21 protein-coding genes and 1 riboswitch are annotated in these 22,117 nt (G+C 72.6%); of the genes, 8 read left to right on the forward strand and 13 right to left on the reverse strand.

Annotation, left to right across the window (positions count from 1 at the left end; genetic code table 11):
* Positions 1 to 7: 7 nt before the first annotated feature.
* Genes O7605_RS18160 through O7605_RS18170 form a run of 3 tightly spaced genes read right to left on the reverse strand, consistent with a single transcriptional unit; the run spans position 8 to position 1,929 of the window.
* Positions 8 to 517 carry an MFS transporter gene (locus tag O7605_RS18160; protein ID WP_269740277.1) on the reverse strand — a complete coding sequence of 170 codons (510 nt, stop codon included), beginning with the start codon at positions 515 to 517 and terminating at the stop codon, positions 8 to 10.
* Positions 514 to 1,305 (reverse strand): MFS transporter, encoded by a 792-nt coding sequence (locus tag O7605_RS18165; protein WP_269740278.1) that lies wholly within the window; start codon positions 1,303 to 1,305, stop codon positions 514 to 516. The genes O7605_RS18160 and O7605_RS18165 overlap by 4 nt, the downstream gene beginning before the upstream one ends.
* A 42-nt stretch (positions 1,306 to 1,347) precedes the next feature.
* A complete protein-coding gene (locus O7605_RS18170) occupies positions 1,348 to 1,929 on the reverse strand; it encodes an ArsR/SmtB family transcription factor (RefSeq protein WP_269740279.1) in 582 nt (193 codons plus the stop codon).
* Between the two features lie 172 nt (positions 1,930 to 2,101).
* Between O7605_RS18170 and O7605_RS18175 the strand changes: the two genes are divergently transcribed.
* The 3 genes from O7605_RS18175 to O7605_RS18185 all read left to right on the forward strand — a co-directional run bounded on the left by O7605_RS18175 (position 2,102) and on the right by O7605_RS18185 (position 5,925).
* The gene (locus tag O7605_RS18175; protein ID WP_269740280.1) at positions 2,102 to 4,180 is read left to right on the forward strand and encodes a HelD family protein; all 2,079 of its coding nucleotides are present in this window, start codon (positions 2,102 to 2,104) and stop codon (positions 4,178 to 4,180) included.
* 135 nt (positions 4,181 to 4,315) lie between these two features.
* Positions 4,316 to 5,086, forward strand: coding sequence for a VOC family protein (locus O7605_RS18180; RefSeq protein ID WP_269740281.1), 771 nt, complete (start codon positions 4,316 to 4,318; stop codon positions 5,084 to 5,086).
* Between the two features lie 74 nt (positions 5,087 to 5,160).
* On the forward strand, positions 5,161 to 5,925 hold the full coding sequence (locus O7605_RS18185) for a VOC family protein (RefSeq protein WP_269740282.1): 765 nt from the start codon (positions 5,161 to 5,163) through the stop codon (positions 5,923 to 5,925).
* Positions 5,926 to 5,942: 17 nt separating this feature from the next.
* On the opposite strand, the gene O7605_RS18190 is transcribed toward O7605_RS18185, so the two are convergent.
* The 7 genes from O7605_RS18190 to mqnE all read right to left on the reverse strand — a co-directional run bounded on the left by O7605_RS18190 (position 5,943) and on the right by mqnE (position 13,133).
* Complete coding sequence (locus tag O7605_RS18190) at positions 5,943 to 6,740, reverse strand: ABC transporter ATP-binding protein (protein ID WP_269740283.1); 798 nt, start codon at positions 6,738 to 6,740, stop codon at positions 5,943 to 5,945.
* The gene (locus O7605_RS18195; RefSeq protein ID WP_269742675.1) at positions 6,737 to 7,828 is read right to left on the reverse strand and encodes a FecCD family ABC transporter permease; all 1,092 of its coding nucleotides are present in this window, start codon (positions 7,826 to 7,828) and stop codon (positions 6,737 to 6,739) included. The genes O7605_RS18190 and O7605_RS18195 overlap by 4 nt, the downstream gene beginning before the upstream one ends.
* Positions 7,829 to 7,867: 39 nt before the next feature.
* Positions 7,868 to 8,803 carry an ABC transporter substrate-binding protein gene (locus tag O7605_RS18200; RefSeq protein ID WP_269740284.1) on the reverse strand — a complete coding sequence of 312 codons (936 nt, stop codon included), beginning with the start codon at positions 8,801 to 8,803 and terminating at the stop codon, positions 7,868 to 7,870.
* A 111-nt stretch (positions 8,804 to 8,914) separates the two neighbouring features.
* Positions 8,915 to 8,975: riboswitch (cobalamin riboswitch) on the reverse strand.
* A gap of 172 nt (positions 8,976 to 9,147) precedes the next feature.
* Positions 9,148 to 11,028, reverse strand: coding sequence for a M14 family zinc carboxypeptidase (locus O7605_RS18205; protein ID WP_269740285.1), 1,881 nt, complete (start codon positions 11,026 to 11,028; stop codon positions 9,148 to 9,150).
* Positions 11,029 to 11,193: 165 nt separating this feature from the next.
* Entirely contained in the window at positions 11,194 to 11,484 is a 291-nt protein-coding gene (locus O7605_RS18210) for a DUF4229 domain-containing protein (protein WP_164446530.1), read from the reverse strand.
* Between the two features lie 32 nt (positions 11,485 to 11,516).
* Positions 11,517 to 11,939, reverse strand: a complete 423-nt coding sequence (locus tag O7605_RS18215; RefSeq protein WP_269740286.1) for a hypothetical protein — start codon at positions 11,937 to 11,939, stop codon at positions 11,517 to 11,519.
* Between the two features lie 24 nt (positions 11,940 to 11,963).
* Positions 11,964 to 13,133, reverse strand: a complete 1,170-nt coding sequence (mqnE, locus tag O7605_RS18220) for an aminofutalosine synthase MqnE (protein ID WP_269740287.1) — start codon at positions 13,131 to 13,133, stop codon at positions 11,964 to 11,966.
* Positions 13,134 to 13,381: 248 nt separating this feature from the next.
* Here mqnE and O7605_RS18225 point away from each other — a divergent pair, with 248 nt between their 5' ends.
* The 4 genes from O7605_RS18225 (at position 13,382) to O7605_RS18240 (ending at position 19,219) form a co-directional block, all read left to right on the forward strand.
* Positions 13,382 to 15,007, forward strand: a complete 1,626-nt coding sequence (locus O7605_RS18225) for a C40 family peptidase (protein WP_269740288.1) — start codon at positions 13,382 to 13,384, stop codon at positions 15,005 to 15,007.
* A 153-nt stretch (positions 15,008 to 15,160) separates the two neighbouring features.
* Positions 15,161 to 16,798 (forward strand): hypothetical protein, encoded by a 1,638-nt coding sequence (locus tag O7605_RS18230; RefSeq protein ID WP_269740289.1) that lies wholly within the window; start codon positions 15,161 to 15,163, stop codon positions 16,796 to 16,798.
* Between the two features lie 174 nt (positions 16,799 to 16,972).
* Positions 16,973 to 18,511, forward strand: a complete 1,539-nt coding sequence (locus O7605_RS18235) for a DEAD/DEAH box helicase (RefSeq protein ID WP_269740290.1) — start codon at positions 16,973 to 16,975, stop codon at positions 18,509 to 18,511.
* A 78-nt stretch (positions 18,512 to 18,589) separates the two neighbouring features.
* Positions 18,590 to 19,219, forward strand: coding sequence for a putative glycolipid-binding domain-containing protein (locus O7605_RS18240; protein WP_269740291.1), 630 nt, complete (start codon positions 18,590 to 18,592; stop codon positions 19,217 to 19,219).
* A 16-nt stretch (positions 19,220 to 19,235) separates the two neighbouring features.
* Here O7605_RS18240 and O7605_RS18245 read toward each other — a convergent pair whose 3' ends face one another.
* Together O7605_RS18245 and O7605_RS18250 are read right to left on the reverse strand one after the other, a co-directional pair.
* The gene (locus tag O7605_RS18245) at positions 19,236 to 20,327 is read right to left on the reverse strand and encodes a PLP-dependent cysteine synthase family protein (RefSeq protein WP_269740292.1); all 1,092 of its coding nucleotides are present in this window, start codon (positions 20,325 to 20,327) and stop codon (positions 19,236 to 19,238) included.
* A gap of 38 nt (positions 20,328 to 20,365) precedes the next feature.
* On the reverse strand, positions 20,366 to 20,824 hold the full coding sequence (locus O7605_RS18250) for an Lrp/AsnC family transcriptional regulator (RefSeq protein WP_269740293.1): 459 nt from the start codon (positions 20,822 to 20,824) through the stop codon (positions 20,366 to 20,368).
* A 268-nt stretch (positions 20,825 to 21,092) separates the two neighbouring features.
* On the opposite strand from O7605_RS18250, the gene O7605_RS18255 reads away from it, so the two are divergent.
* Positions 21,093 to 21,362 (forward strand): BldC family transcriptional regulator, encoded by a 270-nt coding sequence (locus O7605_RS18255; RefSeq protein ID WP_099847941.1) that lies wholly within the window; start codon positions 21,093 to 21,095, stop codon positions 21,360 to 21,362.
* 27 nt (positions 21,363 to 21,389) lie between these two features.
* On the opposite strand, the gene O7605_RS18260 is transcribed toward O7605_RS18255, so the two are convergent.
* Complete coding sequence (locus O7605_RS18260) at positions 21,390 to 22,019, reverse strand: UbiX family flavin prenyltransferase (RefSeq protein WP_269740294.1); 630 nt, start codon at positions 22,017 to 22,019, stop codon at positions 21,390 to 21,392.
* Positions 22,020 to 22,117 lie beyond the last annotated feature (98 nt).

Raw genomic sequence — 22,117 nt, forward strand, 5'->3', positions numbered from 1 at the left:
GACCTGCTCAGGCGGACGTCACGGAAGTGGCCAACCCCGCATCCGCCGGTGTCGGGACCTGCCGGACGCGGTAGCGCTCAGCCCGGACCGCGCGGCGGACGGGCACCACGAAGCCGAGCAGCACCAGCAGTCCAGCCACCCCGCAGCCGACGATCAGCGGGCGCGGTTCGGTCAGCTCCAGCAGCAGGCCACCGAGCAGGTACCCGACCATCGCCGCGCCCTGCACCGAGGCACCCACGGCGGCGAAGGCCCGCCCGCGCGCCGCCTCGGGTACCCGCCGCGCCACCACCAGGTTGTGGAAGACGTTGTCGCCGCCGTTGCAGAGGCCGCCGAGCAGCCAGAGCGGCACCAGCAGCGCAGCGGTGGGGACCGCCACCGAGAGCAGCACCGCCAGGCAGCAGCCGCCGAGCAGCAACAGGCCGCCCTGGACCAGGGCGCCGTCGTCGGCGAGCCGGCCGGCAACCCGGGCGAAGATCCACGCACCGCAGAGCACCCCGAGCGTCCAGGCGCCCGTCACCAGCCCATAGGTGGAGGCCGAAGCCCAAGGGTCTCGCGTACGTAGAAGACCTCGATGACGTTTATCGCGCCGATGGCCGCTATGACGCCGGCCAGGGTGGCCACCATCGCCACCAGCAGCGGGTCCCGCCGCAGCCGCCAGCCACCGGCCAGCTCCGCGTCCGTGGCATCCACGCCCACCGAGGGGCCATCGCCGGTCGCTGTCACGCGCCGCGCGCCGCCTCTGCGGCTCCGGACGAGCAGGCCGGCGACGACGAGCGCCAGGTAGCCGACCGCGGCGATCAGCAGTGGTACCTGGGTGCCGAAACCGCCCACCAGGAACCCGGCCAGGGCCGGCCCGGTCAGGACGCCGAGCATGCCGGCGGTCTGGTTGAGGGCTGTCGCCCTGGGCAGGTCCGTGGCGCGCACCATCGCGGGCACCAGGGCGGCGAGCACCGGTTGGGCGACGGCGAGACCGCAGGCGAGCAGCGCGACCAGACCCACGACCAGCAACGGGTGCCCGGTGTACGCCAGCGCGAGGCAGATCGCCGACTGGGCCAGCCCGGCACCGACCAGCAGCGCCCGGCTGTCCACCCGATCGGCGAGCCGCCCGGTCAGCGGGGCGAGCGCCACGAGCGGCAGGGTCGCCGCCAACAGCATGCCGGCGACGGCACTGCCGCCCGCCCCGGAGGTCTGCAGGCTCAGCGTCAGGGTCGTGGCCGTGAGGAACTGCCCGCAGGTGGCGAAGCCACGGGCGGAGGTGGCCAGGGCGACGTCCGCCCACCGCGATTCGCCAGATATGAAGGACACGCTTCGAAAATAATGCTTCACATCTGGTGGGCGCAAGCGCGTTCAGGCCAGCGGCAGCGCCCGGTACTGGACAGCCACCCGACGCGCACCCGGCGGCGGATCGGTCCGGGTGCGTTTGCGGTACGGCTGGAGCAGGGCCGTCACGGCCTCGTTCAATTCCGCCAACTCCTCGGCGGTGAGCAGTAGCAACGACTCGCTGAGAATCGCGCTGCGATACCACTCCTCGGACTCGTCCCGAGCCCGGCGCAGCCAGTCCCGGCTGCGCTCCAGTTCCCGGGCCAGAAAGACCTCGACCAGGGTCTGCTCGGCGTCGCGTACCGAGGGGTCGGCGTCCCGGCCGGCGTCGATCGTCCACGACTGGATAGCGGCACGCCACAGCCGCTCCCGGGCATCCCCCCGGCTCGGTGCCTGCTCCACCAGGCCGAACTTGGCCAGTGCCCGCAGGTGGTAGCTGGTCGCGCTCGGCGACAGGCCCACCACGTCGGCGCACTCGGTGGCGGTCACCGCGCCCTCGGTCGTCGCCAGGTGTTCCATGATCGCAAGCCGGGCCGGGTGGGCGAGCGCCCGCAGCGTCTGCGGGTCGCTGATCGTCACCCGGGGCGGCTCGGAGTGCGCCTGCGTCATGTCCCCATGATCCCCGGTCGGAGGGAAAACCGGTTGTCCACGGCATTCCCGGGAGTAGGCTGTTCGTTCCGCCTGACGGCCGCGGTGAGTAGCACCGCAGCGGACGTCCCGCGCCGACCCACGAGTCGGAAACGCGAGCGGCAGCCTTCTTCCCGTGTCGAGGAGCCCGTGGATGAGCCTGCACGCCCAAGAAACGCCCCAACCGCCCGCGCTCGACGACGAACTGGCCGCCGAACGGGCGCATCTGACCCGCTCGCGGGCGGCGCTGCACCGGATGCGGGAACGCGCCGAGGCACTCTTCGCCACCGGCGACAAGGTGGCCGGAGACGCGTACACCGCCGAACAGCTCGGCCGGCACCTGGCCCGGCGGGTCGCCGAACTGGCCGACGACCCGCGCACCCCGCTCTTCTTCGGCCGACTCGACTTCGGCGACGCAAATGCCGAACACGCCGGCCGCCGCTACCACGTCGGCCGCCGGCACGTCACCGACGAGCAGGGTGAACCGCTGGTGCTGGACTGGCGGGCACCGATTTCCCGCACGTTCTACCGGGCCAGTGCCCGCGATCCGCAGGGCCTGGCGGTACGCCGCCGGTTCGGGTTCGGCGACGGGAAGCTGACCAGCTTCGAGGACGAGCACCTCGACCGGGGCGAGGAACTCGGCACGGCCAGCCGGATCCTCACCGCCGAGATCGAACGTCCCCGGGTCGGGCCGATGCGCGACATCGTCGCCACCATCCAACCCGAGCAGGACGAACTCGTCCGGGCCGACCTGGCCGACTCGATCTGCGTGCAGGGCGCCCCGGGCACCGGCAAGACCGCCGTCGGCCTGCACCGGGCGGCGTACCTGCTCTACCTGCACCGGGAGCGGCTGCGCCGGTCGAAGGTGCTGGTCGTGGGGCCGAACCGGGCCTTCCTCGGCTACATCGCGGCGGTACTGCCCGCGCTCGGTGAGGTCGAGGTGGAGCAGGCCACCGTGGAGGACCTGGTCACCCGGGTGCCGGTCCGCGCGGCGGACCCGCCGGTGGTGGCCACGCTCAAGCACGACGCCCGGATGGCCGAGGTGCTGCGCCGGGCCGTCGACGCGTACGTCGGCGAGCCGGCGGAGCCGGTGCTCGTCTCCGACGGCTCGTTCCGCTGGCGGATCGGGCTGGAGCCGCTGCACCGGCTGGTCCAGGACACCCGCGCGGAGCGACTGCCGTACGCCGTCGGGCGGGACCGGGTCCGGGCCCGGGTGGTCGGACTGCTGCAACGGCAGGCCGAGGCCCGGCGGGCGGAATCACCCGGCGACGCGTGGCTGCGCCGGATGAGCCGCTCGAAGCCGGTCACCGGATTCCTGGACGCCGTCTGGCCGGCGCTCACCCCGGACGGCCTGCTGCACGCGCTGTACACCGACCCGGACCGGCTCGCCCAGGCCGCTGACGGTCTGCTCACGCCAGACGAGCAACGCCTGCTCACCCACCCGGCACCCGGGACCGGGCGCGCCACCGGCACCGGGCGGGGACGGACGGCGAAGGCGACCCGCTGGACGGCCGCCGACGCGGTGCTGATCGACGAGGCGGCCGGACTGCTGGAACGGCCGGGCGGCTACGGCCATGTCGTGGTGGACGAGGCCCAGGACCTCTCCCCGATGCAGTGCCGGGTCATCGCCCGGCGCAGCGAGCACGGCTCGCTCACGCTCCTCGGCGATCTGGCGCAGGCGACCGCGCCGTGGGCGGCCAGCGACTGGCGGGAGAGCCTGCGCCACCTGGGTAAGCCGGACGCGACGGTGGTGCCGTTGACCATCGGGTTCCGGGTGCCCGCCGCCGTGCTCTCCTTCGCCAACCGGCTGCTACCGGCGCTGGCCGTCGACGTGCCGCCGGCCGAGTCGCTGCGCAACGACGGCGCGCTCGAGGTGCGTACCGTCAGCGATCTCGCGGCCGCGACGGTGGCCGAGGTGCGGGCGGCGCTCGCGTTCGAGGGGTCGATCGCGGTGATCGCCGCCGACGACGCCGTGGACGGGCTGCGGGCGGCGCTGGCCGAGGCGGGGGTGCAAATCGCGACCCCCGACGAACCGGCTACCGGCGCGCGCGTCACGGTGATGCCCGCCACCCTGGTCAAGGGCCTGGAGTACGACCACGTCATCGCGGTCGAACCGGCCGCCATCGCGACCGCCGAGCCACGCGGCCTGAACCGGCTGTACGTGGTGCTCACCCGGGCGGTGTCCCGGCTGTCCGTGCTGCACGCCGCGCCGCTACCCGCCCCGCTCGGCTGACTCCCGACCGGGCGGGACCGGGTCGCCGGTTCAGTTGACGTTCCCCCGGTTTCCACCCCGAACCGCGGCGCACCGGTGCCACCATGCCGAGAAGGGCGACCGGTCGGTGGTCGCCGCGGGCCGGAAGGGGTGGCCGTGGTCAGCGTCGCGCCGGGTACGCCCTGTTGGGCCGACCTGGCGACGCCGGGACTCGACGCGGCCCGGCGGTTCTACCCGGAACTGTTCGGCTGGACCGGCCGGGTCGACCCCGAGCCGGAGGCGGGCGGGTACACGGTCTTCCTGCTGGACGGGCGGGCGGTGGCCGGGGCGGGCCCACCGGCCGTACCGGACCAGGTGCCGATCTGGTCGACGTACGTGGCCACCGACGACGCGGATCTGGTCGCCGGCCGGGTGCAGCGGGCCGGTGGACAGGTGGTGGTGCCGCCGTTCGAGGTCTTCGACCGGGGTCGGATGGCGGTCTTCACCGATCCCACCGGGGCCGCGTTCAGTGTCTGGCAGCCGATGACCTTCGCCGGGGCCGAGGTGTTCGACGTGCCCGGCGCGATGAGCTGGACCGAACTGGTCACCCCCGATCCGGACGGGGCACGGATCTTCTACGAGTTGGTCTTCGGCTGGCAGCCGGAGGAGGAGCCGATGGGTCAGGTCGCCTACACCGGTTGGCGGCTCGGCGACCGCCTGGTGGCGGGGATGATGCCGCCGCTGGGCGACGAGTTCCCCGCGGACGGACCGGCGTACTGGTCGGTGTACTTCGCGGTGGCCGACGCGGACGCCAGCGCGGCGCGCGCCGCCGAACTCGGTGGCACGATCCTGGTGCCGCCCCGCGACATCCCGGCCGGCCGCTTCGCCGCGCTCCGCGACCCCCACGGTGCCCTGTTCCACGTCATCGCCCTCGCCGCAACCCGCTGAACCGCCAGCGGGGTGTCGGACCTGGATGCGACCCTCGGACCGCCCCCACATCGACGGAACCGGAGCGTACGCGCATGACCAGCATTCCACCGGGAAGGCCGGCCTGGGTCGACCTGTTCACCAGCGATCCCGCCGCGGCGGCCGGCTTCTACGCGCCGCTGTTCGGCTGGGCGGTCGCCGAGGCGACCGGCGAACCGCCGACCGGCCGTCTCGTCTTCCACCAGCAGGGCAGACCGGTGGCTGGCGCTGGCCCGACCGACGACGGGCAGCCGGCCTGGACGCCCTACCTGGCCACCGAGAATGTCGACACGGCCTGCGAACTCGCGACGGCCACCGGTGGGCGGCTCCGCTCGAGCCCCGTCGAGGTGTCCGGCTCCCGTCGCTCGGCGGTGCTCACCGATCCGGCCGGCGCGTCGTTCGGGGTGTGGCAGTCGCTGGGCCTTCCCGGCGCGGAGGTCTTCGACGTGCCGGGCGCGCTGACCTGGGCCGAGCTGACCACCCGGGAGCCCGACCGGGCCAAGGAGTTCTACGGTGCGGTCTTCGGCTGGACGGCCGACGACCAGCCGATGGATGCGATCACCTACACCACCTGGCAGCGCGACGGCCAGCAGGTGGCCGGGATGATGCCGATGGTCGGCGAGGAGTGGGGCGACCTGCCGTCACACTGGATGGTCTACTTCGCGGTGACCGACACCGACGCGGTGGCCGACGAGGCGCAGCGGCTCGGCGGCAGCGTGTCCGTCCCGCCGACCGATCTGCCCCGGGGCCGGTTCGCGGTGCTGACCGATCCGCAGGGGGCGTTCTTCTCCATCCTCGGCCCGGCGCCCGCCCCCGCCTGACCCGCCCGGCGGCCGGACTACTGTCGCCTGGGGCGTACCGGCACCACGAGCGGGCCGTGCTCACCGTCGACGACGCGGACGCTGGCCCGGTAGTGCTCGGCGAGCAACCGGTCGGTGAGCACCTCCCGGGGGGTGCCGACCGCGACCACCCGACCGGCGGCGAGCAGCACCATGCGGTCGGCGTACTCGCCGGCGATGGACAGGTCGTGCATGGTGGCCAGCACCGTCAGCCCGTGCGTACGACGGAGCTGGTCGACAAGTTCGAGCACCTCCTGCTGGTGGCCGATGTCGAGAGCGCTGGTGGGCTCGTCGAGCAGCAGCAGAGTGGCGCCCTGGGCCAGCGCCCGGGCCAGGAAGACCCGCTGCCGCTCGCCGCCGGAGAGGGTGGCCAGTTCCCGGGCGTGGAAGCCGGCGAGGTCCAGCCGGTCGAGCACCTCGTGCACCACGGCCAGGTCGGCGGCGGACTCCCGACCCAGCGGCGGGATGTACGGGGTACGGCCGAGCAGCACGTAGTCCAGCACCGCCATGCCGGGCGGTACGACCGGCGACTGGGCGACCGTGGCCACCACCCGGGCCCGGTCCCGGCGACGCAGCCCGCCGAGCGGCGTACCGAAGAGCCGGACGGCGTCCGGCGCGGGGAGCAGGCCGCCGACGGCACGCAGCAGTGTCGACTTGCCCGCGCCGTTGGGACCGATCACCGTGACCCACTCGCCGGCGGCGACGGTCAGGTCGACGCCCGCGAGGATCGCCGTGCCGTCCAGGCTGATCCGCAGGTCCCGCAGGTCGACGGCGGGCGCGGCCGACGAGCCGGTCATGTCAGCACCCGCCGCGCCGAGCGCAGCACCACCACGAAGAACGGGCCGCCCAGCAGCGCGGTGACCACCCCGATCGGGATCTCCTGCGGTGCGGCGGCGGTCCGTGCCACCACGTCGGTCAGCGCCAGGAAGGCACCACCGAACAGCAGCGACAGCGGCAGGATCACCCGGTAGCTCGCCCCGGCCAGCATCCGTACGGTGTGCGGCACGATGATGCCGACGAAGCCGATCAGGCCGGAGGCGGAGACGGCGGCGGCGGTGCCCAGCGAGGCGGCGGCGATCAGCAGGTACCGGGACCGCTGCGGGTGCAGGCCGAGGCTGGCCGCCTCGTCGTCGCCGACCGACAGCACGTCCAGCTCCCGCCGGTACAGCAGGATGACCAGGCTGGTCAGCAGGAAGTACGGCAGCACCAGCCGGACGTCCTGCCAGCCGGCGGTGGCCAGCCGGCCGAGCAGCCAGGAATACACCTGCTGGATGCTCTCCGCGTGTCGTTGCAGCAGGTACGTCTGACCGGCGCTGAGGAACGCGGAGACGGCCACCCCGGCCAGGATCAGGGTCGCCGGGGAGCGGCTGCGCCCACCGGCGGAGCCGAGCAGGTAGGTCATCGCCACCGCGCCGAGGGAGCCGACGAAGGCGGCCAGCGGGATGGTGGCCGGCAGGCCGCTCAGCGCTCCGCCCGCGCCCACCCCCAGGGTCAGCACCACGGTGACCGCGAGCCCGGCCCCGGCCGCGACACCGAGCAGGTACGGGTCGGCCAGCGGGTTGCGGAACACCCCCTGGTAGGCACCGCCGGCCAGGGCGAGCAACCCACCGACCAGCAGACCCAGCACCGCCCGGGGCAGCCGCAGCTCGGTGACGATGGCGATCTCCCGCTCGGTCAGCCCGCTGTCCAGGCGGACCCAGGGCAGCAGGTTGAGCAGTTCGATCGCGACGCTGCCGGGTGGCAGGCTGACCGGGCCGAGCGAGACCCCGGCCACCAGCGCGACGAGTACCGCGAGCACCCCGGCCGCGAGCCAACGCTTCCGCAGGCCCGCCGGCCGGGGCTGGGTGACCGCCCCGACCGGCGCGCCGAGTCGGCCACGCTTCAGCACGTCGTGCACGATCCGTTCAGCGCTCGACGGCCAGCGTCACTCGGCGGCCTTTGCGGTGGCGTCCACGATGGTCCGCAGCAGGTCCACCACGCGCGGCCCCCAGCGGGAGGCGACGTCGTCGTCGAGTTCCACGACCTGGTCCTGCCGCACGGCGGTGAGTGAACCCCAGCCGCTGCGCGCCTTGACCGTCGCGGCGCTCTGCTGGCAGCACTTCACGTCGGAGAGGAAGATGAAGTCCGGGTCGGCGTCGACGATCACTTCCTGGGACAGCTGCGGGTAGCCACCGTTCTTGCCGTCGGCGTCGGCGGCGTCGGCGATGTTCTCCAGCCCGGCCAGACGGTAGATCGAACCGATGAAGGTCTTGCTGGTGGCGGTGTACAGCTCCGGACCCAGCTCATGGAAGTAGGTGGGCGCCTGCGCCCGCTGTGGCACCTCGGCCACGATCTTGGTGATGTCGTCCTTCATCCGCTGGACCACGTCGGCCGCCGCGTCGCCGTTGCCGGTGAGCGTGCCCAACTCGGTGAGCTGCCGGTACGAGTCGTCGAGGGTCTGCGCGGCGGGAGTCTGGTAGACCGGGATCTTGAGCGTGGTGAGCTGCTCGACGATCTTGTTGCGGTCGTCGCTGAGCACCACCAGGTCCGGGTCCTTGGCGGCGACCGCCTCGGCGTTCGGCTGGTAGCCGGAGAGGTCCGTCTTCGGCGCGTCGGCCGGGAAGTTGGACTGGTCGTCGACCGCGGTGACCTGCGGACCGGCGCCGATCGCGAAGAGCATCTCGGTGGCGGTCGCCGACAGCGAGACGATCTTTTCAGGGCGCTGTTCCAGCGTCAGCGTCCCGACGGTGACGGGGAAGGCGGCGGCGCTGGGGCTGCCGCTGACGGCGGGGGTGTCGGTGGTCTTCTCGGCGCAGGCGCCGAGCGCGAGCGCGGCCACCGCCAGGCTGGCGGCGAAGACCCTGGGCGTACGTCTGAACATCGGTCCTCCTGTCGGTCGAGGAGTGTGCTGCTTCGCCGACAGGGAGCCAGGGGCGCCCGTCCGCGAGGCGCCCTTCCTCGAGAGCGCGGATCGCGACCGCGCCCCAGGCGACCTGGCTCGTCCCCGGTAACGGGGCATCACAGTTGCGGGACAGCGCCGGTGTCTCACCGGCTTCGCTGGAACGGGTCGGTAAGACCGTAGCGCACGTCGCGTCGGCACCCCGCCGGGCAGGCCGTCGCGCTGCCGCAGACCCGGCCGCGAGCCGTCGGGAGAACGGCGGTCTGCCCGTTTGCTCCCTGGAACGGGGCCCCGCGCGAGGGGGGGTGGCGGGGCCCCGTCCGCTCTCAGGAGGCGGTGATGGTGACGTTGTCCACAGCCGCCTCGACGAGGCTGGCGGTCGAGGTGTCCGCGGCCTCGACCAGGATCCGCACGGACTGGCCGGCGTACGGGGTGAGGTTGAGGTTCGACACCGTCCAGGCACCGTTGCGGTTGCTGGCCGCACCGGCCTGGGTGAGCAGCGCCGTGGTGCCGCCGTTGTGCACCACGCTGACCCGGAAGTAGTCCGCCGACGACGAGTTCGAACCGTGTGCCAGGTACCAGGCCAGCGACAGGGTCAACGTGCCGCTGGACGGCAGTGCGACCGCCGGCGAGCGGGCGCTCGTCACCCCGCCGTCGATGTCGTAGTCACCCGCACCGCTGCCGGCGAGCCGGCCGGTGACCAGGTCGTTGCTGCCCGCGTACGGGGTGAGCTGCTTGGCTCCGCTGGAGGTGGTGGCCTGCGCGGCACCGCGCTCCCACTGCCCGGTGGTCGCGCTGTCGGTGCCGTTGGGGTTGATCGTCCAGCCGGTCGCGGTCTCGAAGGTGTCCGACCAGACCGTGGTCCCCCCGCCGCCGCTGCCGCAGTACTGCGCCTGCTTGCCGATCGCCCGGTACGGGCAGTCGGCGTACTCGGAGAGGATCAGCACCGCCTCGCGGTTGCGCGAGGTCTGTTGCGGGATGACCTCGTCGGGCGGGTAGAAGCCGCCGCCGGAGGCCCCGCCCGGATACAGCTCGAAGGTGTACGCCCAGATGCCGTGCTCCGCCCACATCCAGTCGATGCTGCTGCCGTCGGTGATGTACAGGTCGCTGGACTGCTGCGGGGTGAAGCCGTTGGTCGCCGCCATCTGCTGGCCGATGGTGGCGAAGGTGTTGTACTGGTCGGCGCTCATCCCCGGCGCGGTGTTGTTGTACGTGTAGCCGTACGGCCAGAGCACCAGCTCGGAGTAGGTGTGGAAGTCGATGTTGGCCTTGATCTGCTGCGTCCCGCCGACGACCCGGCTGTTGACGAAGTTGCGCAGCGCCTGCGTCTCGGGCGCGGAGAACGCCGACGGACCCCGGTAGGTGTCCGAAGAGGTGGAGCCGGACGAGCCGCCGCAGCAGCCCCAGTTGTAGCTCCAGTTCCGGTTCAGGTCGGTGCCCACGTACGACGATCCGCTGTTGGGTTGGCGGTTCTTGCGCCACGACCGGTAGGAGCCGGTGGCGATGTCGTACTCGCTGCCGTCCGGGTTGACCGACGGCACGACCCAGATCTCCCGGTTGTTCACCAGGCTGGTGATCCGGGAGTCGGAGCCGTAGTTGTCGGTGAAGAGGTTCAACAGGTAGAGCGCCATCTCGACGGTCAGGTGCTCGCGGGCGTGCTGCTGGGCGTTGAACAGGATCTCCGGCTCGTTCTCGTCGCTGGCGACGTTGTCGGAGATCTTCACCGCGACCAGGTCACGGCCCTCGTACGAGCTGCCGATGCTGATCTTGCGCGCGATCGTGGGGTGGTCGGCCACCACCTTGTTGACCGCCGCGATCATCTCCGGATAGTCGTGGTAGTTGGAGTCGGCCGACGGGAAGCCGAGGATCCCGACGTCGCCGTCGGCCTGCCCCCGGTCGGTGGGCAGCGCGGCGATCGCCTCCAGCCGGAACCCGAGCCGGGTGATGGCGGCGGCCTCGGCCCGGGTGGCCGAGACGTGCAGCACCCCGTGCTCGGAGTAGTCGATGGCGGCGCCGGTACGGGCGACCGCGTTGCGATCGGCGAGGGTCTTCGGGCCGAGCACCCGGTAGGGCACGGCGGCCGGTTGTTCGTCCCGGTTGGGCGCCGGCTCGGCGGAGACCGGTGGCGCGGCGATGGTGAGCAGGCCGAGCCCGGCGGCGACGATGAGCGCCAGGGCACGGCGGACGGGGATGGAACGGAAGGCCATGGACAACCTCCTGGAGGCGCGGGGATCCCCCGCTCGGTAGCGGACAGCCCACCACCGGTCACATGGTCATATCAACATTGATCGCTGTTTGGTCCATCCCAGCCTGATCCTCATGCCGGCGACATGGTTCCGCCGACCGGTGCGCGGAGCCGACTGTCAGGGCGCTCAGCCCTTCTCGTCGGCGGCCCGATCACCCGTCGTGCCGTCGGCCTGGTCGTCGCCGGCCAGCGCGGACCGCAGCCGCTCCTTCTCCACGCGGCGACGCTCGGCGGCGGCGGCCATCTCCTCGGCCATCTCGTCACGCCAGCCCTTCAACAGGAAGAACGAGAGGGCGGCGGAGAACAGCAGCGCCAGGATCAACTTGAGGAAGATGTCCATGTCGACCGGCCAGAGGGCCGCCACCACGACCACGAACAGACCGATCCGGCCCAGCGTGTACTTGACCGCCGCACTCACGTTCGTTCGCTCCGCTCGCTCATCACTTCGTCTCAGCCGGTCCGGTTGGCCAGCCAGCGCACGCCGGGAAACCAGATCGTCGCGTAGACCACGGTGAACGTGGTCGCCGCGAGCACGCCGGACAGCAGCGCCGGCAGCGTCGTCGCCAGGCCGGCCACCAGCAGCCCGGACACCACCGCTGTCGCCACGGCCACCAGCGCGGCCACCACCCGGGGGGCACCGAAACCCCAGGCCCGGAAGTCCTCCCAGAACAGCCAGGCGGGCAGGATCACGGCGAGCCAGCCGTTGGCCTGGCCGAACTCACCGGCACCGAACCAGGCGAAGGCCACGTCGAAGAGCACCAGCACCAGTAGCCCGATGACCACCCCGGCAAGCCCCACCCCCACCAGGTCGCCCAGGGTCCGGATCCGCCCCTCGGCATCCCGGCGGGGGAACGCGCTCTGCTGCTCGGTCATCGTCGTGCCAGGGTACGCGTCGGATCAGGCCCAGACCTGCTGCGGCTCGGCCCGGCGCTCGGCCAGCGTGGGGGCGGCATCGTACTCACGGACCACCTCGTAGCGGGTGTTGCGCTCGACCGGCCGGAACCCGGCGTCCCAGATGAGGTGCAGCAGGTCGTCGCGGTGCATGGTGTTCGGCGTCCCGTACGAGTCGGCGTCGTGCGTGATCTTGTATTCCACGACCGAGCCGTCCAGGTCGTCGACACCGAAGTTGAGCGAGAGCTGGGCCACCGACAGGCCGTGCATCACCCAGAAGCACTTGACGTGCGGGACGTTGTCGAACAGCAGCCGGGAGACCGCGAAGGTCTTCAGCGACTCGGCCGGTGAGGCCATCGTGGTGCGGGCCTGGATCCGGTTACGGATCTTGCCGTCCGCCGAGTCGACGAAGTCGTGCTGGTAGCGCAGCGGGATGAAGACCAGGAAGCCACCGGTCTCGTCCTGCAACTCGCGCAGCCGCAGTACGTGGTCGACCCGGTGCCGGGGCTCCTCGATGTGGCCGTAGAGCATCGTCGACGGCGTCTTCATGCCCTTGCTGTGCGCCAGCCGGTGGATCCGCGACCAGTCCTCCCAGTGACAGGCGTGGTCGACGATGTGCTGGCGGACCTCCCAGTCGAAGATCTCCGCCCCGCCGCCGGTCAGCGACTCCAGGCCGGCGTCCATCAGCTCGTCGAGGATCTCGTCCGCGCTGAGCCCACTGATCTTCTCGAACCACTGCACCTCGGTCGCGGTGAACGCCTTGAGCTTGATGTTCGGCAGCGCGGCCTTCAGCTCGCGCAGCACCTTCGGGTAGTAGCGCCAGGGCAGCGTCGGGTGCAGGCCGTTGACGATGTGCAGCTCGGTGAGCTGCTCGTCCTCCATCTCCTTGGCCTTGCGGACCGCCTCGTCGATGCGCATCGTGTACGCGTCCTTCTCACCCGGCTTGCGCTGGAAGGAGCAGTACGCGCAGCTCGCGCTGCACACGTTCGTGAGGTTCAGGTGCCGGTTGACGTTGAACATCACCCGGTCGCCGTTCATCTCGGTGCGCCTGTGGTGGGCCAGCCGCCCCAACCAGGTCAGGTCGTCGCTGGCGTAGAGGGCGATCCCGTCCTCACGGGTCAGCCGCTCCCCCGCGTACACCTTCGCTTCGAGCTCGCGCTTGAGTCCGGCGTCCATCGAAAGCCCCGTCCCCTTCCACCTGCGGTCGCGACCCGAGCGCGGTCGCCACCCGAGCCTACGTCGGCCGCGCTGACAACTCACACCGTGGTCGTTGACAGCAGACTCTCAGCCTCCCGATATCCGGCCAGACATCGACATCAGTGCACCGGGTGAGGTAAGACAGGGTAGGGCACGACACACACTGGTAGCGTCCCGAACCGCCGCGCCGACCGAGCGTGGCACAGCTGCGCCGGACGGGGAGCGGAATGATCGACAGCAGGGACGGACGGCAGCGGCGACGGGGTCCGGTGGTCTCGCCGGTGCTACGTCCGGCCCTCTGGTCCGCCCTGCTCGCCGCGGTCGCCAGCACGGTCCTCGCCGCACCGGCGTACGCCGAGCCCGGCATACCCGTCACGGTGCCCGACACGGGTTCCCGGCCCTCGGTGACCGGTCCCCTCCAGCTGCCCGGCATGCCCGCCGGTACCACCCCGGGCCTGACGCCACCGACGCTCGGCGCTCCCGGTGCCAGCGCGCTGGAAACCCGGATCACGGCCGCCGAGGCACGGGTCGCCGAGTTGGGCACCCGACTCCTCGAACTGGAACAGCAGCGCAACGAGGTGCAGGTCCAGTTCCGCACCGCCGAGCGTGATCTGGAGTTCGCCCGCGGGGCGGTCCAGCAGGCTCAGCAGGGTGCCGACCAGGCCGCCGCCGAGGCAATGAAGGCGGCGGCCGCGCTGCCCTCCGGCGGCTTCGCCACCGACCTGCGTGACCTGGATCTGCTCAGTCGGGCCAACCGGGGGGAGAAGGTCGGGCACGACACCGGCCCGGCCGCCGGCAGGATGGCGCGCGCCCGGGCCGACGAGCAGGTGGCGACCCAGGCGTACACCGCCGCTCAGTCGCGGCTTCAGGGGGTCCAGCAGCAGTACACCGCCACCCAGCAGGCCCTGCGCGACGCCGAGGCAGAGCTGATCAAACTGCGCGACGAGAACTCCGCGCAGCTGGTCGAGCTGGCTCGCCAGCAGGAGGCCGCCGAGCAGCAGATCGGTGCCGACTACGTCGACCAGTCCGCCGGCGGCCTGGCCGCCCACCCCACGGCGAAGGCCGCCGTCGCGTACGCCCGCAAGCAGCTCGGTGACCCGTACGTCTGGGCCGCCGAGGGGCCGAACTCGTTCGACTGCTCGGGCCTGATGTGGGCGGCGTACCGGTCGGCGGGCTACCGCCAACTGCCCCGGGTTTCCCGGGACCAGTACCGCGCCACCAGCTCGCGGACCGTGCCCCGCACCGCCCTGCTCCCGGGCGACCTGCTCTTCTTCGCCTCGGGCAGTAGCTGGCGCAGCATCCACCACGTCGGCATGTACATCGGCGGCGGCAAGATGATCCACGCGCCGACCACCGGTGACGTGGTGAAGATCTCCACGGTCCGGTGGTCCCGGCTCTACGCCGCGACCCGGGTGGTGGGCGCGGTGCCGGCACCGACGACCACGCCGCCCCCGTCGCAACCGCCGACCCCCAAGCCCAAGCCGACACCGAAGCCCACGCCCAAGCCCACCAAGACGCCGAAGCCGACCAAGACGCCGACTCCCTCGCCCACTCCGTCGGGCAGCACGTCGCCGTCGCCGACCCCGACGGGTTCGACCACACCGTCGGCAACCCCGTCGGCGACCACCACGCCGTCGGCGACCCGGTCGGCGACCACCACCCCGTCGGCGACGACCTCCGCGTCCGAGACCACCACACCGACCCTGGAAGCCAGCAGCGTCGCGCCGACCACGGCTGCCGCCAAGGCCGACCCGACCACGACTGCCGGCAAGGCCGACCCGACCACCGCGGCGAGCAGCGCGGCACCGGAAGACAGCGCGTCGGCCAGCCCGTCCGCGGTCGGCGGACGGTGACCTGACCCGACATCCAGGCTGCCGGGCGGCCGATGACACCGCGACGCGGTACCCACTCCGGGTGTGCCGCACGGGCGGAATGTGGCACGGTGTCACTCAGGCACTTCCGGTCCGGCGGTACGGGTCGGTGGCGAGCGTGGCGCGGAGGCGACGATGACGGAGCAAGAGGTTCCGGCGGGGCCGGCCACCGGCAGCGCCCCGGACCCGGCGGCCGATGAGCCGGCCCAACCCCCGGTCGCCCAACCACCCACCTCGCGTGCGGCCCCGGACGTCGTCGGCCAGTCGGCGGTTCCGGCCCGGGGCCGGGCGGGCGTCGCCAGGGTGACGGCAGCCGGCGATGTGACCCATGGGCAGCCGCCGGACGGCCCCGGACCGACCGTGTCCGGCGGGGGCACCACGTACCGGGCTGCCGCCGGACCGGTGGGCACGAGCGAGCCGCGCCAGCAACCGGCCGCACCGAAAGCGGCACGGGCCAGCGTTCGGGTGCCCAACCTCAGCCCGGTGAGCGTGGACGAGGCGCAGTTCGCCGGAGGCGGCGGCAAGGCACCAGGTGTCTATCGCTCCGCTCCGGCCCAGGTGGCCACTCCGGCTCAGGTGGTGACTCCTGCCCAGGTGGCCAGACCGGGTCAGGTGGCCACTCCGGCCGGACCGGAGCCGGTCGAGCCACCGGAGCCCGCCCGGCCGCCCAAGCCGGCCGAGCCGCCCACGCCACCGGCGCCCGAGCCGGAACCGGCACCCCATCCCCCGGTGCCCGGCCCGATGCCACCTGGACCGACTCCACCGTCGCCGGCACCGCCCTCGCCGGCACCGGCGCCGCCGACGCCCGGTCCGTACCCGCCGGGACCGGCCCCGGTTCCGCCGCCCACCCCCCGTCCCGCACCACCGGTGCCGGGCCCGCCGACACCGCCGCCCGGTCCGCCCGTGCCGGCGCCACCGCCGCCACCGGGTCCGCTGCCGGCACCGCCGTTCCCACCCCCACCGGCCACCGCCGACGTCGTCGGGGTCGCACCAACGACCGCCGACACCACCCGCGCGACGCCGTCCGCCGACACCACCCGACCCGCGCCGTCCGTCGCCGGTTCCCGAGGTGTTCCGCCCGCCGGACCTCGCGAGGCCGACGCGGCTCCGGTCGTGCCGGCGCCGGCGCTGCCCGTCTGGCCGCCGCCGACGAATCCCGCCGGCCGCCGTGACGAGCCCGCGCCGAGTTCACCCGGGGCCGTGCCCCGGCCTTCGTCCCGTCCAGGACTGCGCCCGGGCTCCGCCGGGTCGCCCGCGGCGGCGGGCTCGTCGGGCGCTGATCCGGGTGCGACGCGAACCCCGAGCATGTCCGAAACCCCCGCGTGGGTCGGGACGCGCGCGACCGGTTCGCCGCCAGACGGCCGGTCGGGCAGCGGGACCGAGCGCACCCACCGGCCGGCCGAAGCGGAGCAGGCGTACCGCCCGGCCGAGGCGGAAGGCGCGCAGCTGCCGGCCGGGCCAGTGCCCGCACAGCGGCCCGGCGGCTCCGACCTGAGCGCGTACTACGCCGGACTCGAGAGTTCGGCGACGGTGGCGTTCCCGGCCGGTGACCAGGAGACCTCCGGCTCGTTGACCGGGCACATCCTGGCCCAGGGTTGGGCGGACACAGCGGCCGAGCGGTCCCGCGGCACCCTCCGGGTGGTGATCCTGATGGCGGTCGCGCTGGGGGTGCTGGTGGCGATCAGCGTCCTCGTGGTGCTGTTCGCGAACGACGCGCTGCCCAGCGCGAGCGGTGGCCTGGCGGATGACCGACGGCTCGTGGATCGTTGGTGAGTCCGCCCACTACCCGGCTCCGGTCGCGGGCAGGCAGGCGCCGGCCGCCGTACACTTGTCGCTGATCATTGACCTGGCGCGTGACCACGCGCCCATGGGCGATCTTGCGGAAGATCCGGCGGCCACGGCCGCAGCGGGACATCGCGAAGATGCGCCCCGCTCGAAAGGCATTTCTTGACCACCTCCGCTGAACTCGGCATGCCCCCGATCTCCGCCGACCTCCCCGCCGCGCCGCAACCGGCCGGCTCGACCGCCCCGGTCACCTTCGACTCGCTCGGCCTTCCCCGGCAGTTGGTCCGGGCCCTGGACCGGCAGGGCATCACCACTCCGTTCGAGATCCAACAGGCCACCGTGCCGGACGCGCTCGCCGGACGCGACGTGCTGGGCCGGGGGCAGACCGGCTCCGGCAAGACCCTCGCCTTCGGGCTGCCGTTGCTGGCCCGGATCGCCGCCGGTGAGCGGGCCCGCCCCCGGCATCCCCGGGCGCTCGTGCTGGTGCCCACCCGGGAACTGGCCATGCAGGTCAACGACGCGCTGCTGCCGCTGGGCAAGGCCGTCGGCGTGTTCCTCAAGACCGCCGTCGGCGGGGTGCCGTACGACCGGCAGATCGATGCCCTGCGGCGCGGCGTCGAGGTGGTGGTGGCCACCCCGGGTCGGCTCGCCGACCTGATCGACCGGGGTGTCTGCCAGCTCGACGACGTCGAGATCACCGTGCTCGACGAGGCCGACCAGATGGCCGACATGGGTTTCCTGCCCGAGGTCACCGAGTTGTTGGCGAAGACGCCGGCGGACGCGCAGCGACTGCTCTTCTCGGCCACTCTCGACGGTGACGTCGACGCGCTGGTGCGGCGGTTCATGACCGACCCGGTCACCCACTCGACCGCACCGCCGACCGCGGCTGTGTCCACGATGGACCATCACCTGCTGCTCATTCCGCCGCAGGAGAAGTTCCCGGTCACCGCGTCGATCGCCGCGCGGGCGGGCCGCACCATCGTGTTCGCCCGTACCCAGTTGGGCGTGGACCGGCTGGTCACCCAGCTCGCCGCGGTGGGCGTCCGGGCCGGTGGGCTGCACGGGGGCAAGACCCAGCGGATGCGTACCCGCACCCTGGCGGAGTTCCGCGAGGGACGCACCAACGTCCTGGTCGCCACCGACGTCGCGGCGCGGGGCATCCACGTCGACGGGGTCTCCCTGGTGCTGCACGTCGACCCGCCCAAGGACCCGAAGGACTACCTGCACCGCGCGGGGCGTACCGCCCGGGCCGGTGAGACCGGCGCGGTGGCCACCCTGGTGCTGCCGAAGCAGCGCCGCACCACCCTGGCGATGCTGGAGAAGGCCGGTGTGGAGCCGGCCCAGTCCCGGGTCCGCGTCGGCGACGCGGTGCTGGCCGAGCTGACCGGGGCACGGGAGCCGAGCGGCGTGCCGGTGCGCGACGAGCCGGAGCCGCAGCCCCGGCGGGGCAGCCGGCCGGGCAGCCCCCGTCGCTTCGGCGACCGGCCTGGCGGCGAGCGCCGGTACGCCGACCACGGTCACCGGGGCGAACGCCGCTTCGCCGAGCAGGCACCGGGCGAGCGCCGTTACCACGACCACCCGCGCGGCGAGCGCCGCTTCGGCGGTGATCGCAGCGGTTGGTCGGAGGGCCGGAACACGCACGACCGGCCCCGCGAGGACCGGCGCGGTACGGGCGGCCGACCACGGGTTCGCAGCTACTGACCAACCGCGTTCCGCGCGCGGTGCTGATCTTCGGCGCATACGCTGCCCGGCTCCGCCGGGTGGCGTAACGTCCGGCTCATGCCGACCACGCCGAAGTCACTGCTGTGGACCCGTACGGACACCGCCGGTGCCGAGCACGCCCTGGTCGACGACGGCCACGGCCTGACGGCGCAGGGCACCCAGTTGGCCGTCGACCCGGTGCCCTACACGTGCCGCTACCAGGTGGCCACCGATACCGACTGGGCCAGTGTCCGGCTCGAGGTCGAGGTCGAGGGAGCCGGGTGGCGGCGCAGCGTACGGCTGGAACGGGCGACCCAACGCTGGCGGGTGACCGCCGCCGAGCAGGGCGATCTCGACGCGGTCCTGACCGCCGCCGGGCACGCCCCGGCCGGGCTGCCCGGCGTGGAGGACCAGGATCGGCTGGCCGACGCCCTCGACGTGGATCTGGGTGGCTCACCGCTGTTCAACACCCTGCCGCTGCGCCGGCTCGGCCTGACCACCGCGCCCCCCGACACCGCCCACTCGATAAGCGTGGCCTGGGTGCTGCTGCCCAGCCTCACCGTGCTGCCCGCCGAGCAGCTCTACACCGGGCTGGGCCCGAACCGCTTCCGGTACGCCAGCGGCGGCTTCAGCGCCGAGGTCGAGGTGGACGCCGACGGCTACGTGCTGCGCTATCCCGGTCTGGCCGAACGCGCCGCCACCCGCTGACGGTGCGGGCCGGCCCTCAGGTCGGCCAGGAGCCGTCGGTCAGGAAGCGGTCGACGGTGGCCAGGTGCGGGGTCAGGTCGAGGCCCTGCCGAGCCACCCACTCGTCGGCGTAGTAGGTGTCGGCGTACCGGTCGCCCGCGTCGCAGATCAGGGTGACCACCGAGCCCGTACGGCCGGCGGCCAGCAGTTCGGCGATCAGGCCGAAGGCACCCCACAGGTTGGTGCCGGTCGAGCCGCCCACCCGCCGGCCCAGCACCGCCGAGGCGGCTCTCATGGCCGCCAGCGAGGCCGCGTCGGGTACCTGCATCATCCGGTCCACCACCGAGGGCAGGAACGACGCCTCGACGGTCGGCCGGCCGATGCCCTCGATCCGCGAGCCCCGGCCGGTACGCACCGACCAGTCGGCCGCCTGCCAGGCGGGGTAGAACGCGGAGTTCTCCGGGTCGACCACGCAGAGCTTGGTGGGCAGCCGCCGGTAGCGGGCGTACCGGCCGATGGTGGCGCTGGTGCCACCGGTGCCCGCGCCGACCACGATCCAGGCCGGTATCGGATGCCGTTCCAGGGCGAGCTGCGCGTAGATCGACTCGGCGATGTTGTTGTTGCCCCGCCAGTCGGTGGCCCGCTCCGCGTAGGTGAACTGGTCCATGTAGTGCCCGCCGGAGTCCTCGGCGAGCCAGCGTGCCTCGATGACCACCTTGGCCGGGTCCTGGACCAGATGGCACCGGCCGCCCTGGAACTCGATCTGGGCGATCTTCTCGGGCGAGGTGGAGGCGGGCATCACCGCGATGAAGGGCAGTCCCAGCATCCGGGCGAAGTACGCCTCGGAGACCGCCGTGGAGCCGGACGACGCCTCGATGATCGTGGTACCCGGCCCGATCCAGCCGTTGCAGAGCCCGTACAGGAACAACGAGCGGGCCAGTCGGTGCTTCAGCGACCCGGTCGGATGCACCGACTCGTCCTTGAGGTAGAGGTCGATCCCCCAGTGCCGGGGCAGCGGGAACGGCAGCAGGTGGGTGTCGGCGGACCGGTTCGCGTCCGCCTCCACGGCCGCGATCGCCTCGGTCACCCACCGCCGGCTGACCTCGTCGCACCGGTCGAGATGAGTCACGCCGGGAAACCTAGCAAGCCGAACCGTGGTGCCGGGCCTCAGGCCGTCGGCGGAGCGACCGGCTGCGGCCGGTTCTCCCACTTGGTTGACAACGCGATGCCGGTACGGGTGGAGGCGACCCCCGGTGTCCGGTTCAGCCGTACGATCAGCTGCTCCAGCTCGGCGATGGTGCCCACTCGGGCCTTGAGCAGGAAGGACTCGACGCCGGCCATGAAGTAGCAGGACTCGATCTCGGGCATGGCCCGGAACGCCTCCAGCACGTCGTCGGTGTCCGCCCCGGAGTCCTCCACGATGCCGATCAGCGCGGTCACGCCCAACCCGATGGTCTCCGGCTCGACCTCGGCGCGGTACGCCCGGATGACGCCCCCGGACTCCAGCTTCCCGACTCTTTCGTGCACCGCTGGAGCGGAAAGACCGACCTGACGGGCCAGTTCGGCGTACGACAGGCGGGCGTTGCCACGGAGCAGGTCCACGAGGTTGAGGTCGATGGCGTCCACGGACTGTGACCCTAGTCGGCGGGGCGGGACAGCCGGACTCCGGTATCTGTTTGGCCTGGCAGCGGGTGACAGTTCGCATACCCGGGGTTCGGAGGGCGCGACGCCGGTACCATTTACTAACTTCCCACTCAGTGCGTTTTTCGCGTTTGGCGGACACGCCAGGTCGCTGGTGCTGTAATTGCCATACGTCCCTCATGACGGCTCTGGGCTCGCACCGGCCGGGGGCAGTGTGTTCAGCCGGGGGCTTCGTCGATGCGAGGAGGGGGCTGTGGACACTGGAGATCGCCTGCTGACACCGGGTGAAGTCGCCGCACTGTTTCGGGTGGACCCGAAAACCGTGACGCGATGGGCGGCGGCGGGCCGGATCGGGAGCATCCGGACTCCAGGAGGGCATCGCCGGTTTCGGGAATCCGAGGTGCGGGCCCTGCTTGAAGGGGAGGGCATGCTGGACGAGGCGGACGAGATGGGTAGACCGCGTAATGCGGGCCCGACCGCTTCGACCGGCCCTGCCGGCCCGGCAAACGCCGGCATGTACTGAATTGCGGGTCGGGGCGCGGACCGGCCGTCAGGTCCGGTCCGCGTTCAATTTTCCGGCCCACCGCTTGAACAGGGTGTGCGGCACGTCGAGGGCGTCGAGCACCTTGCCCGCCACGAAATCCACCAGCTGGGCCGCGGAGGCGGCGGCACCCGCACCGTAGAAGCCGGGGCTGGCCGGCAGCACCACCGCACCGGCGTCATGCAGCGCGATCAGGTGTTCCAGGTGGCTGCGGGTCACCGGCGTCTCCCGGGGCACCACGACCACCCGCCGACGTTCCTTGAGGTTCACCTCGGCGGCCCGCTGCAACAGGTCCTTGGACAGGCCGATCGCGATGCCGGCGCAGGCCGCGGTGCTGGCCGGCACCACCACCATCCCGCGTACCGGGTAGGAGCCGCTGCTCGGGCCGGCGGCGAGGTCACCGGCGGGCCAGTGACGCAGGTCCGCTGCGGCGACGTCCCGGCCCAGCCAGGCGGCCAGGTCCTCGGCCCAGTGCGCGTCCCGGAACGGCCGTCCGGTCTCGTCCAGCACGGTCAGCCGGGCGGCCCGGGAGACGATCAGGTCCACCGGCTCCCCGGCGTCGAGCAACCCGCGGACGACTGCGGCCGCGTACGGCGTGCCGGACGCCCCGGACACCCCGACCACCCATGGTTCGCGCATGCCCTCAGCCTGCCTGGTCACCGTGGGCGCCGGTCGGGCACCCCGGGGAAGCGTGTCCGAGGTGCCCATGATCGTCGCGGCTGCGCCGTTACGCCACT

The sequence above is a fragment of the Verrucosispora sp. WMMA2121 genome (assembly GCF_027460185.1).
Classification (GTDB): domain Bacteria; phylum Actinomycetota; class Actinomycetes; order Mycobacteriales; family Micromonosporaceae; genus Micromonospora; species Micromonospora palythoicola.